A 13,649-nucleotide genomic window follows, 5' to 3' on the forward strand; every position below is an offset into this window, starting at 1 on the left:
GTGCGGTTCACCCTCCTGCGAACGGCGGGAGCACCTCGACCGTGCCGCCCTCGGCAAGCCGTACGGTCTCATGACCGCGGGTCCCGACGGGGTCGCCGTCGACCAGGAACGAACACCGCTGCAGGACGCGGACGAGCTCGCCCGGGTGCTTCGCCCGGACGGCGTCCAGCGCCTCGGCCAGGTTCTCCGCCGCGTACGGCTCCTCGGCGGTCCCGGCGGCGGCCTTGGCCGCGGCCCAGTAGCGGATGGTTCCCGCTGCCATAGCGGCACTCCCTTCGTTCGTGTGCGCGCCGCCCTCCATGATGGGCTATGCGCGCGTGAGCCAGTCCGCGATCCGGTCGAGGAGCCGGTCGTCGGCGGCGTTCTCGGCATGGCCCATGCCCGGCTCCAGCCACAGCTCCGCCGCGCCGCCCGCCGCCTTCGCCAGCATCCGGGGGTGGTCCACCGGGAAGTACGGGTCGCTGTCGCCGTGCACGATCAGCAGCGGGGTGGGCGGGATCAGCGGCACGGCCTCCACCGGGGACAGCGGCACCGGGTCCCAGTCGCGGTGGTGGATGCGGACGCGCAGCCCGTACCGCCCCACCAGGCGCCCCGCGGGGCGCGTGACCACCCAGTGCAGCCGGCGCATCGGAGCCGTGCCGCGGTAGTACCAGCGCGCCGGCGCACTTATGGCCGCGACGGCATCGGTGCGCGCTTCCGCGTGCGCCCCCTGTGCTTCCCCGTACAGCGCGGCGTGCCGCAGCACCACCGAGCCGCCCATGGAGAAGCCGGCGGTCACCACGCGCGCGTGGCCGAGTTCCCGCGCCCAGGCGACGGCCGCCGCGAGGTCGAGCACCTCCCGGTCGCCCACCGTCGAGCGGCCGCCCGACCCGCCGTGGCCGCGGAACGAGAAGGTCACGACCGCCGCGTACCGGGCGAAGACCCGGGCGGCGCGCCGGACCGCGGGCCGGTCGACCGAGCCCGTGAAGCCGTGGGCGAGCACAATGGCCGTGCGGGCGTCCGCGCCCGCCGACGGTTCGTAACGGGCCTCGATACGGACCCCGTCAGATGTCCGAAGGGTTGCGCTCAGGGGGCTGGGCGTGATCGAGGAAACATCCACACTGTGAAATGGACCCTCCGGCTCCGAACTCATGTGGGCTATTCTGCTGGGCAGAGGATCCGGGCGACGCAGCCCCCGGGTCCTTTTGTGTTTTCCCGCCGTTGTTACAGGCAGGTGAACAAAGGCTCTCAAGGCGCGCGGGAGCCACCGTACGAAGCAGTGCCGCAACGTCCTCGCAGGGACCGAGGAGGAACCGACGTTATGGGCGAGCGAACCGTGCACCAAGACCGTCCGACTCAGGCAGGTGGTCGGTGATGAGCTCACTGCTGCTCCTGACCAATGCCCTCCAGCCGTCGACCGAAGTGCTCCCCGCACTCGGTCTGCTGCTGCACAACGTGCGGGTGGCCCCCGCCGAAGGCCCGGCGCTCGTCGACACCCCGGGGGCCGACGTGATCCTGGTCGACGGCCGGCGTGACCTGCCCCAGGTGCGGTCGCTGTGCCAGCTGCTGCGGTCCACGGGACCCGGCTGCCCGCTCATCCTCGTCGTCACGGAGGGCGGTCTCGCGGCCGTCACCGCCGACTGGGGCATCGACGACGTCCTGCTCGACACGGCGGGCCCCGCCGAGGTCGAGGCCCGGCTGCGGCTCGCCATGGGCCGCCAGCAGATCACCGCCGACGACTCCCCCATGGAGATCCGCAACGGCGACCTGTCGGTCGACGAGGCGACGTACAGCGCGAAGCTGAAGGGCCGGGTCCTGGACCTGACCTTCAAGGAGTTCGAGCTGCTGAAGTACCTGGCCCAGCACCCGGGACGGGTCTTCACCCGCGCCCAGCTCCTGCAGGAGGTCTGGGGCTACGACTACTTCGGCGGCACCCGGACGGTCGACGTCCACGTACGGCGGCTGCGTGCCAAACTGGGCCCCGAGCACGAGTCGCTGATCGGCACCGTCCGGAACGTCGGCTACCGCTTCGTCACGCCGGAGAAGGTCGAAAGGGCGGCCGAAGAGGCCAAGGCCTCCGCCGTCGCCCGTACGGCGGAAGCCGAAGAGATCGAGGAAGCCGCCGTACGACCTGCCCAGAGGTAGGTCACCCCGCGTAGACTGCCGCGCGTGGCCAAGGTGACGCGGGACGACGTTGCGCGACTGGCGGGTACTTCGACCGCCGTCGTGAGCTACGTCATCAACAACGGACCCCGGCCGGTCGCCCCGGCCACGCGCGAGCGGGTACTCGCTGCGATCAAGGAGCTGGGCTACCGGCCCGACCGGGTCGCGCAGGCGATGGCCTCGCGGCGCACGGACCTCATAGGCATGATCGTCCCGGACGCCCGGCAGCCTTTCTTCGCCGAAATGGCGCACGCGGTCGAACGGGCCGCCGCCGACCGCGGGAAAATGGTCCTCGTCGGCAATTCGGACTACCGGGACGAGCGTGAGGTCCACTATCTGCGCGCCTTCCTCGGCATGCGGGTCGCCGGACTGATCCTGGTCAGCCAGGGCCCGAGCGAGCGCGCCGCCCAGGAGATCGATGCCTGGGACGCCCGCGTGGTGCTGCTGCACGAGCGGCCCGAGGCGATCGACGACGTCGCGGTCGTCACCGACGACATCGGCGGCGCCCAGCTCGCCACCCGCCACCTGCTGGAGCACGGCCACGCGTACGTCGCCTGTCTCGGCGGCATCGAGTCGACCCCGGCGGTCGGCGACCCGGTCGCCGACCACGTGGAGGGCTGGCGCCGGGCCATGCTGGAGTCCGGCCGCTCGGTCGACGGCCGGCTGTTCCAGGCCGCGTACAACCGCTACGACGCCTATGAGGCCGCCCTGAAGATCCTGTCCGGCCCCGACCGGCCGCCGGCGATCTTCTGTGCCACGGACGACCAGGCCATCGGTGTCCTGCGCGCGGCGCGCGAGCTGCGCCTCGACGTTCCCGGGGACCTCGCGGTCGCGGGCTTCGACGACGTGAAGGAGGCCGCGCTGACGGACCCGCCGCTCACCACGGTCTCCTCCGACCGCCCGGCGATGGCCCGGGCGGCGGTGGATCTGGTCCTCGACGACGGCCTGCGCGTGGCCGGCTCGCGCCGGGAACGGGTCAAGCAGTTCCCCTCGGCGTTGATAGTGCGCCGATCATGCGGTTGCAACGGCCTGTAGCTCTTGTAACGGCCTGTAGCCCTTTATATGGGGCATACAAGACTCTTCCCCTACTCTCAGGGCGTCCTCAGGCAGTTCTCATGTACGGCTCGGAGAGTCGACGGCATGACGGACCACTACCGCCGAAGCGGCGACGAGTTCGAGCAGCCGCGGACACCGCAGTACCCGCAGCAGCGGACGTACGCCTACCCGCCCCCGCCGGCGTACGCACCGGCGTCGCACCGCCAGGCCCGTGCCCGGCGGCCGGTGGCGCTGATCTCCGCGGTCGCGATCGCCGCCGCCGTGATCGGGGGCGGCACCGCGACGCTCGTGCAGCGGCTCGCCGGCGGCGAGCAGGTCACCGGCGGCGGCAACAGCGTGACCGGCACCAGCGTCTCCCGGTCCAGCAAGGGCACCGTCGCCGGTGTCGCCCAGGCCGTCTCCCCCAGCATCGTGGAGATCAGCGCGAACTCCTCCGCCGGCCGGTCCACCGGCTCCGGGGTGATCATCACCGGGGACGGCGAGATCGTCACCAACAACCATGTGATCTCCGGTGCCTCGGAGATCACAGTGCGGCTCAGCGACGGCAGCAGCTACCGCGCCGAGATCGTGGGCACCGATCCCGACAAGGACCTCGCACTGATCGCACTCAAGGGCGCCAAGGGCCTGAAGGCCGCCGCGCTCGGCGACTCCGGCAAGGTACGCGTCGGCGAAGAGGTCGTCGCGATCGGCTCCCCCGAGGGCCTGACCGGCACCGTCACCAGCGGCATCGTCTCCGCCCTCGACCGCGACGTGACCGTCTCGAAGGACGAGGACCGCCCGCAGCAGCCGCAGGGCTCGGACCAGGGCTGGCCCTTCGAGTTCGGCGGCCGCCAGTTCAACGGCGACACGGGCTCGTCCAAGACGACGTACAAGGCCATCCAGACCGACGCCTCGCTCAACCCGGGCAACTCCGGCGGGGCACTGATCAACATGGCCGGCGAGATCATCGGGATCAACTCCGCGATGTACTCGCCGAGCTCCGCCACCGGCTCCACGGCAGGCAGCGTCGGCCTCGGTTTCGCCATCCCGATCAACACCGTCAAGGCCGACCTGGACCACCTCCGCTCCGGCTCGTGACCCGTGCGACGCTGACCGCATGAACGCAACCGCTGACGCCGACCGCATCCTGATCGTCGACGACGAACCCGCCGTCCGCGAGGCGCTGCGGCGCAGCCTCGCCTTCGAGGGGTACGGCACCGAGGTCGCCGTCGACGGGATCGACGCCCTCGCGAAGCGGGAGGCCTACGAGCCCGATCTGATCGTGCTGGACATCCAGATGCCGAGGATGGACGGGCTGACCGCGGCCCGCCGTATCCGCGCCGCCGGCTCCACCGTGCCGATCCTGATGCTCACCGCCCGCGACACGGTCGGCGACCGGGTCACCGGCCTGGACGCGGGCGCCGACGACTACCTGGTGAAGCCGTTCGAGCTGGACGAGCTGTTCGCGCGGATCCGGGCACTGCTGAGGCGCAGCTCCTACGCGGCCGCGGCCACGGGCCCGCGGCCGGGCGGTGACGTGCTGACGTTCGAGGACCTCCACATGGACCTGCCGACGCGCGAGGTCACCCGCGCGGGGCGGCGGGTGGAGCTGACCCGTACGGAGTTCACGCTGCTGGAGATGTTCCTGTCGCACCCGCGGCAGGTCCTCACCCGGGAGCAGATCCTGAAGTCCGTGTGGGGCTTCGACTTCGAGCCGAGCTCCAATTCCCTGGATGTGTATGTGATGTACCTGCGACGCAAGACCGAGGCGGGGGGCGAGCCGCGGCTGGTGCACACGGTCCGCGGCGTCGGCTACGTGCTGCGCGGCGGGGGCGACGGGTGACCGGACCGGTCGCCCGTTTCCGGGCACTCCCCCTGCGCTCGCGCCTCGCCCTGCTGACGGCGACGGCGGTCGCGGTGGCGGTGGCGGCGGTTTCGGTGACGTGCTGGTTCGTCACCAGGGCGCAGCTGAAGAACGAGCTCGACACGTCGCTGCGGAACACGAGCGCCCCGAGCGGCACGGTCCGCGACGCCCTGGCGTCGTGCGGGACGCGGCCGGTGGAGCAGCCGTCCGGGCGCCGGAGCTTCGCGTACATCCAGGTCGTCCTGGGCGACGGGCAGCGCTGCGTGCCGCCGTACTACGAGCCGGTGAAGGTCCGGCCCGAGGACGTGCGGGTCGCGGGCGGCCTCCAGGACGACTCGCTCCACGACAGCACCACCGACAACGGCATCCCGGTCCGTGTGCACACCATGCGGCAGGGGCCCACGGTGGTCTCCGTCTCCCGCCCCCTCACCGAGATCGACTCCACCCTGAACCGGCTCGCCCTCCTCCTCACCGTCCTCGCCGGCATCGGGGTCGTCGGGGCCGGCGCGGCCGGGCTGTGGGTGGCGAGGACCGGGCTGAAGCCGGTCGACCGGCTCACCGGCGCGGTCGAGCACGTGGCCCGCACCGAGGACCTGACCGTCCGGATCCCCGCCGAGGGGGAGGACGAGATCGCCCGGCTGTCCCGGTCGTTCAACGCCATGACCGCCGCCCTGGCGTCCTCCCGCGAGCGGCAGGCGCAGCTGATCGCCGACGCCGGGCACGAGCTGCGGACCCCGTTGACGTCGCTGCGGACCAACATCGAGCTGCTGGCGCGCAGCGAGGAGACCGGCCGCGCGATCCCGCCCGAGGACCGGCGCGCCCTGCTGGCGTCGGTGAAGGCGCAGATGGCGGAGCTGGCGGCGCTGATCGGGGATCTGCAGGAGCTGGCACGGCCGGACGCGGTGACGCCGGGCCGGCTGGAGGTGGTCGCGCTGCACGACATCCTCGGCACGGCGCTGGAGCGGGCGCGGCTGCGCGGCCCGGAGCTGACGATCACGGCCGCGCTCGCTCCCTGGTACGTACGGGCGGAGCCCGCCGGGCTGGAGCGCGCGCTGGTGAACGTCCTGGACAACGCGGTGAAGTTCTCCCCACCGGGCGGGACGGTCGAAGTGGCTCTCTCCGGCGGCGAGGTGTCCGTGCGCGACCACGGGCCGGGGATCGCGCCCGACGAGCTGCCGCATGTCTTCGAGCGGTTCTGGCGGTCCCCGTCGGCGCGCAGTCTGCCCGGCTCGGGACTGGGCCTGTCCATCGTGGCCCGCACGGTGCGGCAGGCGGGCGGCGAGGTCGCGCTGTTCGCGGCGGAGGGCGGCGGCACGCGCGCGGTGATCCGTCTGCCGGGCGCGCCGACACCACCGCCCTCCACCGCTTCAGTTGTGCCGGATCAGTGAGGCGACGAGCCCGTCCCGGGTGTTCGGGAAGTCCATGGGAACGATTCCGAGGCTTCTCCAGCCGCTCGCCTCGGCGCCGTCCACAAAGCTGTGGACGCGGGGATTGAGCCGGTCGGAGTTCCAGCGCGGCGGCAGCAGGGCGGATGTGGAGACGTGGTTGACGAAGAGCTTGCCGGGCTGGGCGGCGGCCTTGCGGAAGTGCGCCTCGATCTTGGGGTACTTGGCGCCGGGCTCGGCCATGTAGTCGTCCTGGATGTCGAACAGCGTGCCGTCGCCGTACCGCACACCGGGCAGACCGCCGTTGTCGGCGAGGAGCACGACCTTGCCCCGGGCCTCGCCGAGCGACGGCAGGCCGTCGCCGATCCGGAAGAGGGGCCGCCAGCCCTTGGTGTCGATATAGAGGTCGAAGATCCGCCGGAAGGTGGTGTCGGAGTCCTCGGAGTACTCCTGCTTGACGCGCATGAGGACGGTCTCGGAGGGGTGGGCGGCGAGAAAGGCGCGGCAGGCGACGAGGACGTCACCGAACATCAGGTTCTGGTAGTACGCGCCGTGGTGGATGGCGAAGGCGTCGCCGGTGACCCGGCACCGTACGTCCAGGAAGCGGATGCCGCTGTCCAGTTGCTGGGCGATGGTGGTGTTCTGGCAGGCCACCCACGGGCCCCCGTACCGCGCCCCGGAGTCGTGGGTGCCGGGGATGGTCAGGGCCCGCAGGGGGGTGGCGTCGCCGAAGGCGGCCATCCAGTCCTGGGTGCCGAGGACGCGTGTCCGGGCGCGGGCCGGTGACGCTCCCAGGAGGGCGGTGGCGGATACGGCGGCGGCACCCGCGAGAAAGCTCCGTCGGTCCAGATCCATGGCGCGGAGTATGACGGGTTCACGTCAACTTCACCAGAGAAGGGAGCGGGGCGGCGAAACCCGTGAAGGGCCGCCACCCCGCTCCCGCCGTCGCCTTACTGGACGACCGTGATCCGGTCCGCCGCCGGGGGCGCGATCGGCGAGGTCGCCGACGAGTTCGCCGCCAGGTAGGCGTTGAAGACGTCCAGGTCGGACGCGCCGACCAGCTTGTTCTTGCCCTGGGCCAGGGCCGGGAAGCCGTCGCCGCCACCCGCGAGGAACTCGTTCATCGCGACGCGGTAGGTCTTGGCCGGGTCCAGCGCCTCACCGTTCAGCTTGACCGACGCCACGTCGATCCGGGCCGCGCCCGTCTTCGTCATGTCGAGCGTGTACGTGAAGCCCCTGGAGACCTGGAGGATCTTCGGGGAGGCCTCGTTGGAGCCGCTGACCTGCTGCTGGAGCGCGGCGATCAGCTGCGCGCCGGTCAGGTCGACGACGTTCATCATGTTGGTGAACGGCTGGACGGTGAACGCCTCGCCGTAGGTCACCACACCGTCGCCCTCGCCGCCGGACGCCTTGTACACCAGGTCGGAACGGATACCGCCGGGGTTCATCAGCGCGATCTGCGCGCCGCCCTTGTCCGCGGGGGACAGACCGGCCAGCTGGGCGTCCGTGATCAGGTCGCCGAGCGGCTTCTCGTACGCGGTGGAGCCACGGCCGTTGATGTCGGCGGAGATGAAGCCCTGCGGCTTGCCCGCGATCGGGGCGGCGAGCTTGTTCCACCGCTCGATCAGCGAGGTCATGTCCGCGGCCTTGGGCACGTCACGGCGCACGACGTGGTTCGCCGACTCGACCGACGTACGGACGATGTCCTTGGTCCGGCGGTCGTAGGTGAGCGTGGTGTCCGTGTACAGCTTGCCGAACGAGGCCGCCGAGGTGACCATGCGCGGCTTGCCGGCCGGGTCCGGGATGGTGCACACGTACGCCTGGTGCGTGTGGCCGGTGACCAGCGCGTCGACCTGCGGGCTCAGGTTCTTGGCGATGTCGACGATCGGGCCGGACACACCGTCGCCGGGGCCGGGGCTGTCACAGTTGTAGTTGTACGACGGGGAGGCCGGGGCGCCGCCCTCGTGGATCAGGGCGACGATCGACTTGACGCCCTTGCGCTCCAGGATCTTCGTGTACTTGTTGATCGTCTCGACCTCGTCGCCGAACTTCAGGCCCTTGACGCCGTCGGCGGTGACGATGTTCGGCGTGCCCTCCAGGGTCACACCGATGAAACCGATCTTGACGCCGTTCTTCTGCCAGATGAAGTACGGGTCGAGGATCGGCTTGCCGGTCTTCTCGTTCGTCACGTTGGCGGCGAGGAACGGGAACTTCGCGCCCTTGAAGGTCTTGCCCTCCTCGTAGCAGCCGGCGGTCGGGTGACAGCCGCCCTTCTGCATCCGGGCGAGTTCCTTGGCGCCCTCGTCGAACTCGTGGTTGCCGACCGAGGTGACGTCGAGCTTCAGCTTGTTGAGCGCCTCGATGGTGGGCTCGTCGTGGAAGAGGCCCGACAGCAGCGGCGAGCCGCCGATCATGTCGCCCGCGGCGGCGGTCACCGAGTAGCGGTTGCCCTTGCGCGCCTCCCGCAGGTGCGTGGCGAGGTACTCGGCACCACCCGCGTCGATCTTCTCGGTCTTGCCGTCCGGGTGGGTGTGCGTGACCTGTCCGGAGGAACCGGCCGGCGGCTCCAGGTTGCCATGCAGGTCGTTGAAGGAGAGCAGCTGTACGTCGACGGTGCGGCCGGAGGCGTAGGGGCTGTCGTGTCCGTTCCCCCGGTCGTCGGCGCCGGCCGGCAGGGCGGCGACCATGGCGCCGGCGGTGGCGAGTCCGGCGGCGGTGGCGAGTATCCGCCGGGCCGCGCGGTTCTTCTGCGGTGTCGCTGACATCTGTCCCCTCGTTGATTTCAGCAAGGAACGCTCTTGTGCGTCGGAGTGGTCATGTGCACGTAGATGTGCCGAGCGAAGCCTAGGGTCAACGCGCGTAGCACAACAGGGGGTGGCGGGTTACGAGCTGGTTGCCTTCGCCCGGTCGGCCGGTTGCGGTGCTGTTCCGGGCGGTCGCCGTACGCTCGTGACTATGACGACAGACGCGCCCGTACCGGCCATCGAGCCGGGCCGACGTATCGACACATTGGACGAGCTCTCGCACCAGCAGGCCCAGGACGTCCTCGCCCTCCTCGCCGAGGCCGCCCGCTCGGACGGGATGCAGGCGGTCTCCGAGCAGGGGCGGCTCCAGTTGCGCGGCGGGCGGCGCGAAGGCGTGTCGCACCTGCTGCTCACCGTCCGCGGCGACCTGGTGGGCTACGCCCAACTGGAGGACACCGACCCCGTGGAGGCCCCGGCCGCCGAACTGGTCGTACACCCCCAGCACCGCGGCCGGGGCCACGGGCGGGCGCTCGGCTCCGCCCTCATGGCCGCCTCCGGGAAGCGGCTGCGCGTGTGGGCGCACGGCGGGAAGTCGGCCGCCCGGCACCTCTCCCAGGTCCTGGGCCTCACCCTGTTCCGCGAACTGCGCCAGCTCCGCCGCCCCTTGGTCCCGCTGGACATCCCCGAGCCGGTGGTACCGGCCGGCATCACCGTGCGGACCTTCGTCCCGGACGAGGACGACGCGGCCTGGCTCGCCGTCAACGCCGCCGCCTTCGCCCACCACCCCGAGCAGGGCTCGCTGACCCAGCGCGACCTGGACGACCGCAAGGCCGAACCCTGGTTCGACCCGAAGGGCTTCTTCCTCGCCGTACGGGAGTCGGACGGCGAGATCGTGGGCTTCCACTGGACGAAGGTCCACGCCGAGGAGCAACTCGGCGAGGTGTACGTGGTCGGCATCCTGCCGGAGGCGCAGGGCACCGGCCTCGGCAAGGCGCTGACCGCGATCGGTCTGCGCCACCTCGCCGCCGAGGGCCTGCCGACGGCGATGCTCTACGTGGACGCCGACAACACGGCGGCCGTGACGATGTACGAGCGGCTGGGCTTCTCGACGCACGAGGTGGACCTGATGTACCGCTCGGAGACCTGAGCGGGGCGGCGGGGAGGGGTGCCGCCTCGGCGGCGCCCCTGCCCGCCCCGCTGCCGCGCAACGACGAGCGGCCCCCGGCGCGTTGCCGGGGGCCGCTCGTGTCGTGCTACTCGTCGGAAGAGCCGATCACGTACGTGCCCTTCGCCGGCAGCGTGGCGACAAGGCCGCGGCTCCTGAGTTCGGCGATCGCGCGGCGCACAGTGCCGATACTCACGCCGTACAGGTCGGTCATGGCTCGCTCGCCGGGCAGGGCCGCACCCTTCGGCAGCTTGCCCGATGCGATCTCGGCGGCAATGACATCTGCCAGCTTCACGTATTCGTAGCGCGGGAGACCATCACTCATCCCTCCACAGTGACGCGTCCCTGTGCTACCTGCATCGTGAGGACGCGTCTCACCGCGTCCTGACGCAGGGGGACGCAGTGGGGTGCAGAGGGACGCAGTTATGGGTACGCTTTGAGAGCAAGAGCCCCGGCGACGGCTGCAACCGTCCCGGGGCGCGGCCGATCCGCGCTTGGAGCAGACCGACATGACCGACCTTATCCTCGCGCTCGCCCTCCGGGCGAGGCTCCTGCTCGCGCCGCCGCGCGCCACGGGGCGGCACCGGGCGCGACCCGCGCTGCGGGCGCCGCGGCCCGACCGCCCGCGCCCCGTGCGCGCCCTCCTGCCCGTACCCCGCTCGCCGTACGGGCTCGACCTGCCGCTGGACGGCGAGGCGAGCGCGCTCGTGCGGCCGTACCTGCGCGCTCTCGGGCCCCAGCAGGTCTTCGCCGAGGCGGCGGCATGACCGCCGACCACCCGCGCCCGGCCCGCCTCGCCGCCGGTACCCGCGTCATCGACACCTCCCGCATGAAGGTCGCCGTCATCGCCGGGCCCGTCGACCGGCACGGGTGGTACACGCTCAGCGGGGAGTACGTCACCGGGTCCTGGAGGGCCCGGGCCTGGACCCTCGTTCCGCTGCCCCCGCTCCGGGAGCCGTAGCCCGGCCCACCCCCTGCAACCACCCCGGCTGCGTTGCCGGTTGACAGCACCCCCCACCCCTGATCATGCTTTCACTACTTGCTTAGTGAAAGGGTGGTGCAGGGGAACGTGGTCGAGTACCGCATCGACCGGCGCAGCGGGGTCGCCACCTATCTGCAGATCGTCCAGCAGACCAAGCAGGCCCTGCGCCTGGGTCTGCTGGAGCCCGGAGACCGGCTGCCGACCGCCCGCGAGGTCGTCGAGGCCACCGCCATCAACCCGAACACGGTGCTCAAGGCCTACCGCGAACTGGAACGCGAAGGCCTCGTCGAGGCCCGCCGGGGCCTCGGCACCTTCGTACGGAGGACCCTGGGCAGCGCCCCGGCCGACTCCCCGCTCGGCGCCGAACTCGCCGACTGGGTCGCCCGCGCCCGCGCGGCGGGCCTGGAGCGGGACGACGTGGCGGCACTCTTCACCTCCGTACTCGAACGGATCTACGAGGGGGACGACACATGACCAGTGCCCTGGAGGCCCACGGCCTCGCCAAGCACTACGGACGGCGCCGCCCACCGGCCCTGTCCGGCTGCACCTTCCGGCTGCCCGCCGGCCGCGTCTGCGCCCTCGTGGGCCCCAACGGCGCCGGCAAGTCCACGCTCCTCGCGCTCGCCGCGGGCCTGCTGCGCCCCGACGAGGGCAGCGTCCGCGTTCTCGGCACCGACCCGGCCACGGCCCGCCCCCGCGTCGCATACGTCGCCCAGGACAAGCCGCTCCACCCGCAACTGACGGTCGAACAGACCCTGCGCATGGGCGAGGAACTCAACCCGGACCGCTGGGACGCCGAGACGGCGGCCCGCGTCGTCACGGCCGGCGGGCTGGACCCCGCCTCCCGCGTCCGCACCCTCTCCGGCGGCCGGCGCACCCGACTCGCCCTGGCCCTCGCCCTCGGCAAGCGGCCCGAACTGCTCCTGCTGGACGAACCGATGGCCGACCTCGACCCCCTCGCCCGCCACCAGCTGATGGGCACGCTCATGGCGGACGCCGCCGACCGCGGCACGACCGTGGTGATGTCGTCGCACATCCTCGGCGAACTGGAGGGCGCCTGCGACCACCTGCTCTTCGTCGACGGCGGCCGGGTCCGCCTCGGTGGCGACATCGACGACATCCTGACCGCCCACACCCTCGTCACCGGCCCCATCGCCGACCTCACCCCGCACACCGTCGTCGACTCCCGCACGACCGGCCGTCAACTCACCGCGCTCATACGCCAGGACGGCCCGGTCGACACCACCGCCTGGCAGACCGCGCGGCCGTCCCTGGAGGAACTCCTGCTCGCCCATCTCCGCTCCCCCGAGGCCCCGCCCCTGCTGACCCCGAGCACGGAAGGGACGGCGACCGCGGCATGAGCGCCCCGACCGTCACAGGGATGACCTGGACCGTGCTCCGACTGCACCGTGCCGCGCTGCTGCTGTGCGGGGCACTCTTCACACTCTCGGCCGCCGGCCTGGTCTGGCTGCGCGCGGCGGGAATGGAGAAGGAGCGGGCGGGAGGGTGCGGCTCGGCCGGCTCCGGGCTGCCGTTCTGCCCGCCCTTCCCCCCGCCCCTCGGCTTCGACTTCTCCGCGGACATCGGTCTCGCCGCCACCGCGATCGGGTGGTCCCCCCTCGTCGTGGCGTTCTACGCGGGGGCCGTCCTGATCGGCGCGGAGTTCCAGCGCGGCACGGTCGGCCTGGCCTGGACGCAGGCCGTCACCCCGTTCCGCTGGCTCGCCACGAACCTCGCCGTCCCCGCCGTCCTGATCGTCGCGGGCCTCAGCGCGCTCTCCGTGCTGTACCGCTGGGTGCGGAGCTCCGCCCCCGGGGCCATGCCCGACGAGTGGCACTACACCGACGTCTACCTCTCGCTGGGCCCCACGGTCCTCGCCTACGGCCTGCTGGCCCTGGTCACCGGCGCACTGGCGGGCCTGCTCCTGCGGCGCGCCCTGCCCGCCGGAGGCGTCGCCCTCGCCGTCACGGGACTGATCATGCTGTCCGCCGAGACGTGGCGGGAGAAGCTGTGGCCGCCCGCGCTCTGGAGGTCGAGCGGCTCCCGTGCCGAGTACGGGAACAGCGCCTGGCAGCTGGAGAACGGCATGCTGACCCCGGCCGGTGTCCGCGTCCAGGACTGCTGGAGCCCCACCGGCGCCGGGCCGGACAAGTGCCGGGCGGTGGCCGGCTCCCGGGAGTGGTACGCCCTCACCCACCCCCCGTCGCACTTCTGGCCCATGCAGCTCGTCGAGACCGGCATCGTCCTCGCCCTCACCGGCGTCGTCACGGTGATCGCCTTCCGGGTGCTGCGCCGCCTCCACGCCTGACCGGGCGGGCCGGAAAAGGGTGCG

General features: G+C 71.9%; 16 protein-coding genes. 11 read left to right on the forward strand and 5 right to left on the reverse strand.

What is annotated here, in order from left to right:
* Positions 1-7: 7 nt before the first annotated feature.
* Positions 8-262 (reverse strand): MoaD/ThiS family protein, encoded by a 255-nt coding sequence (locus tag ACY34K_RS18100; protein WP_462748203.1) that lies wholly within the window; start codon positions 260-262, stop codon positions 8-10.
* Between the two features lie 45 nt (positions 263-307).
* Positions 308-1,132 carry an alpha/beta hydrolase family protein gene (locus ACY34K_RS18105; RefSeq protein WP_462748205.1) on the reverse strand — a complete coding sequence of 275 codons (825 nt, stop codon included), beginning with the start codon at positions 1,130-1,132 and terminating at the stop codon, positions 308-310.
* Positions 1,133-1,353: 221 nt separating this feature from the next.
* Here ACY34K_RS18105 and ACY34K_RS18110 point away from each other — a divergent pair, with 221 nt between their 5' ends.
* The 5 genes from ACY34K_RS18110 (at position 1,354) to ACY34K_RS18130 (ending at position 6,429) form a co-directional block, all read left to right on the forward strand.
* Positions 1,354-2,124, forward strand: coding sequence for a response regulator transcription factor (locus ACY34K_RS18110; protein ID WP_462748206.1), 771 nt, complete (start codon positions 1,354-1,356; stop codon positions 2,122-2,124).
* A gap of 24 nt (positions 2,125-2,148) precedes the next feature.
* Positions 2,149-3,177 (forward strand): LacI family DNA-binding transcriptional regulator, encoded by a 1,029-nt coding sequence (locus tag ACY34K_RS18115; RefSeq protein ID WP_462748209.1) that lies wholly within the window; start codon positions 2,149-2,151, stop codon positions 3,175-3,177.
* Between the two features lie 105 nt (positions 3,178-3,282).
* A complete protein-coding gene (locus ACY34K_RS18120; protein ID WP_462748211.1) occupies positions 3,283-4,275 on the forward strand; it encodes a S1C family serine protease in 993 nt (330 codons plus the stop codon).
* 19 nt (positions 4,276-4,294) lie between these two features.
* Positions 4,295-5,020: a response regulator transcription factor gene (locus tag ACY34K_RS18125; RefSeq protein WP_462748213.1), complete on the forward strand. Its 726-nt coding sequence runs from the start codon at positions 4,295-4,297 to the stop codon at positions 5,018-5,020.
* Positions 5,017-6,429 carry a sensor histidine kinase gene (locus ACY34K_RS18130; protein ID WP_462748214.1) on the forward strand — a complete coding sequence of 471 codons (1,413 nt, stop codon included), beginning with the start codon at positions 5,017-5,019 and terminating at the stop codon, positions 6,427-6,429. Before ACY34K_RS18125 ends, ACY34K_RS18130 begins: the two co-directional genes overlap by 4 nt.
* On the opposite strand, the gene ACY34K_RS18135 is transcribed toward ACY34K_RS18130, so the two are convergent.
* Both ACY34K_RS18135 and ACY34K_RS18140 read right to left on the reverse strand, forming a co-directional pair.
* The gene (locus ACY34K_RS18135) at positions 6,409-7,281 is read right to left on the reverse strand and encodes a phosphatidylinositol-specific phospholipase C (protein WP_462748217.1); all 873 of its coding nucleotides are present in this window, start codon (positions 7,279-7,281) and stop codon (positions 6,409-6,411) included. The genes ACY34K_RS18130 and ACY34K_RS18135 overlap by 21 nt on opposite strands.
* 95 nt (positions 7,282-7,376) lie before the next feature.
* On the reverse strand, positions 7,377-9,191 hold the full coding sequence (locus tag ACY34K_RS18140; protein ID WP_462748219.1) for a bifunctional metallophosphatase/5'-nucleotidase: 1,815 nt from the start codon (positions 9,189-9,191) through the stop codon (positions 7,377-7,379).
* A gap of 190 nt (positions 9,192-9,381) precedes the next feature.
* On the opposite strand from ACY34K_RS18140, the gene mshD reads away from it, so the two are divergent.
* Positions 9,382-10,317, forward strand: a complete 936-nt coding sequence (gene mshD / locus ACY34K_RS18145; protein ID WP_462748221.1) for a mycothiol synthase — start codon at positions 9,382-9,384, stop codon at positions 10,315-10,317.
* A 106-nt stretch (positions 10,318-10,423) separates the two neighbouring features.
* Here the strand turns inward: mshD and ACY34K_RS18150 are convergent, their stop codons facing one another.
* Entirely contained in the window at positions 10,424-10,660 is a 237-nt protein-coding gene (locus ACY34K_RS18150; RefSeq protein ID WP_462748223.1) for a GntR family transcriptional regulator, read from the reverse strand.
* Positions 10,661-10,844: 184 nt separating this feature from the next.
* On the opposite strand from ACY34K_RS18150, the gene ACY34K_RS18155 reads away from it, so the two are divergent.
* The 5 genes from ACY34K_RS18155 to ACY34K_RS18175 all read left to right on the forward strand — a co-directional run bounded on the left by ACY34K_RS18155 (position 10,845) and on the right by ACY34K_RS18175 (position 13,625).
* Positions 10,845-11,102, forward strand: a complete 258-nt coding sequence (locus ACY34K_RS18155; RefSeq protein WP_462748225.1) for a hypothetical protein — start codon at positions 10,845-10,847, stop codon at positions 11,100-11,102.
* Positions 11,099-11,296, forward strand: a complete 198-nt coding sequence (locus ACY34K_RS18160; protein ID WP_462748227.1) for a hypothetical protein — start codon at positions 11,099-11,101, stop codon at positions 11,294-11,296. Before ACY34K_RS18155 ends, ACY34K_RS18160 begins: the two co-directional genes overlap by 4 nt.
* A gap of 108 nt (positions 11,297-11,404) precedes the next feature.
* Positions 11,405-11,791 (forward strand): GntR family transcriptional regulator, encoded by a 387-nt coding sequence (locus ACY34K_RS18165; protein WP_462748298.1) that lies wholly within the window; start codon positions 11,405-11,407, stop codon positions 11,789-11,791.
* Entirely contained in the window at positions 11,788-12,678 is an 891-nt protein-coding gene (locus tag ACY34K_RS18170; RefSeq protein WP_462748228.1) for an ABC transporter ATP-binding protein, read from the forward strand. The genes ACY34K_RS18165 and ACY34K_RS18170 overlap by 4 nt, the downstream gene beginning before the upstream one ends.
* A 20-nt stretch (positions 12,679-12,698) precedes the next feature.
* On the forward strand, positions 12,699-13,625 hold the full coding sequence (locus tag ACY34K_RS18175; protein ID WP_462748230.1) for a hypothetical protein: 927 nt from the start codon (positions 12,699-12,701) through the stop codon (positions 13,623-13,625).
* The last annotated feature ends 24 nt before the right edge of the window (positions 13,626-13,649 follow it).

This window comes from Streptomyces sp. STAM6, from assembly GCF_054963715.1.

Coding starts and splice junctions, on each gene's coding strand:
- ACY34K_RS18160 (WP_462748227.1), top strand. CDS start 11,099: ATGACCGCCGACCACCCGCGCCCGGCCCGCCTCGCCGCCGGTACCCGC.
- ACY34K_RS18105 (WP_462748205.1), bottom strand. CDS start 1,132: ATGAGTTCGGAGCCGGAGGGTCCATTTCACAGTGTGGATGTTTCCTCG.
- ACY34K_RS18155 (WP_462748225.1), top strand. CDS start 10,845: ATGACCGACCTTATCCTCGCGCTCGCCCTCCGGGCGAGGCTCCTGCTC.
- ACY34K_RS18120 (WP_462748211.1), top strand. CDS start 3,283: ATGACGGACCACTACCGCCGAAGCGGCGACGAGTTCGAGCAGCCGCGG.
- mshD (WP_462748221.1), top strand. CDS start 9,382: ATGACGACAGACGCGCCCGTACCGGCCATCGAGCCGGGCCGACGTATC.
- ACY34K_RS18140 (WP_462748219.1), bottom strand. CDS start 9,191: ATGTCAGCGACACCGCAGAAGAACCGCGCGGCCCGGCGGATACTCGCC.
- ACY34K_RS18170 (WP_462748228.1), top strand. CDS start 11,788: ATGACCAGTGCCCTGGAGGCCCACGGCCTCGCCAAGCACTACGGACGG.
- ACY34K_RS18135 (WP_462748217.1), bottom strand. CDS start 7,281: ATGGATCTGGACCGACGGAGCTTTCTCGCGGGTGCCGCCGCCGTATCC.
- ACY34K_RS18175 (WP_462748230.1), top strand. CDS start 12,699: ATGACCTGGACCGTGCTCCGACTGCACCGTGCCGCGCTGCTGCTGTGC.
- ACY34K_RS18125 (WP_462748213.1), top strand. CDS start 4,295: ATGAACGCAACCGCTGACGCCGACCGCATCCTGATCGTCGACGACGAA.
- ACY34K_RS18110 (WP_462748206.1), top strand. CDS start 1,354: ATGAGCTCACTGCTGCTCCTGACCAATGCCCTCCAGCCGTCGACCGAA.
- ACY34K_RS18100 (WP_462748203.1), bottom strand. CDS start 262: ATGGCAGCGGGAACCATCCGCTACTGGGCCGCGGCCAAGGCCGCCGCC.
- ACY34K_RS18150 (WP_462748223.1), bottom strand. CDS start 10,660: ATGAGTGATGGTCTCCCGCGCTACGAATACGTGAAGCTGGCAGATGTC.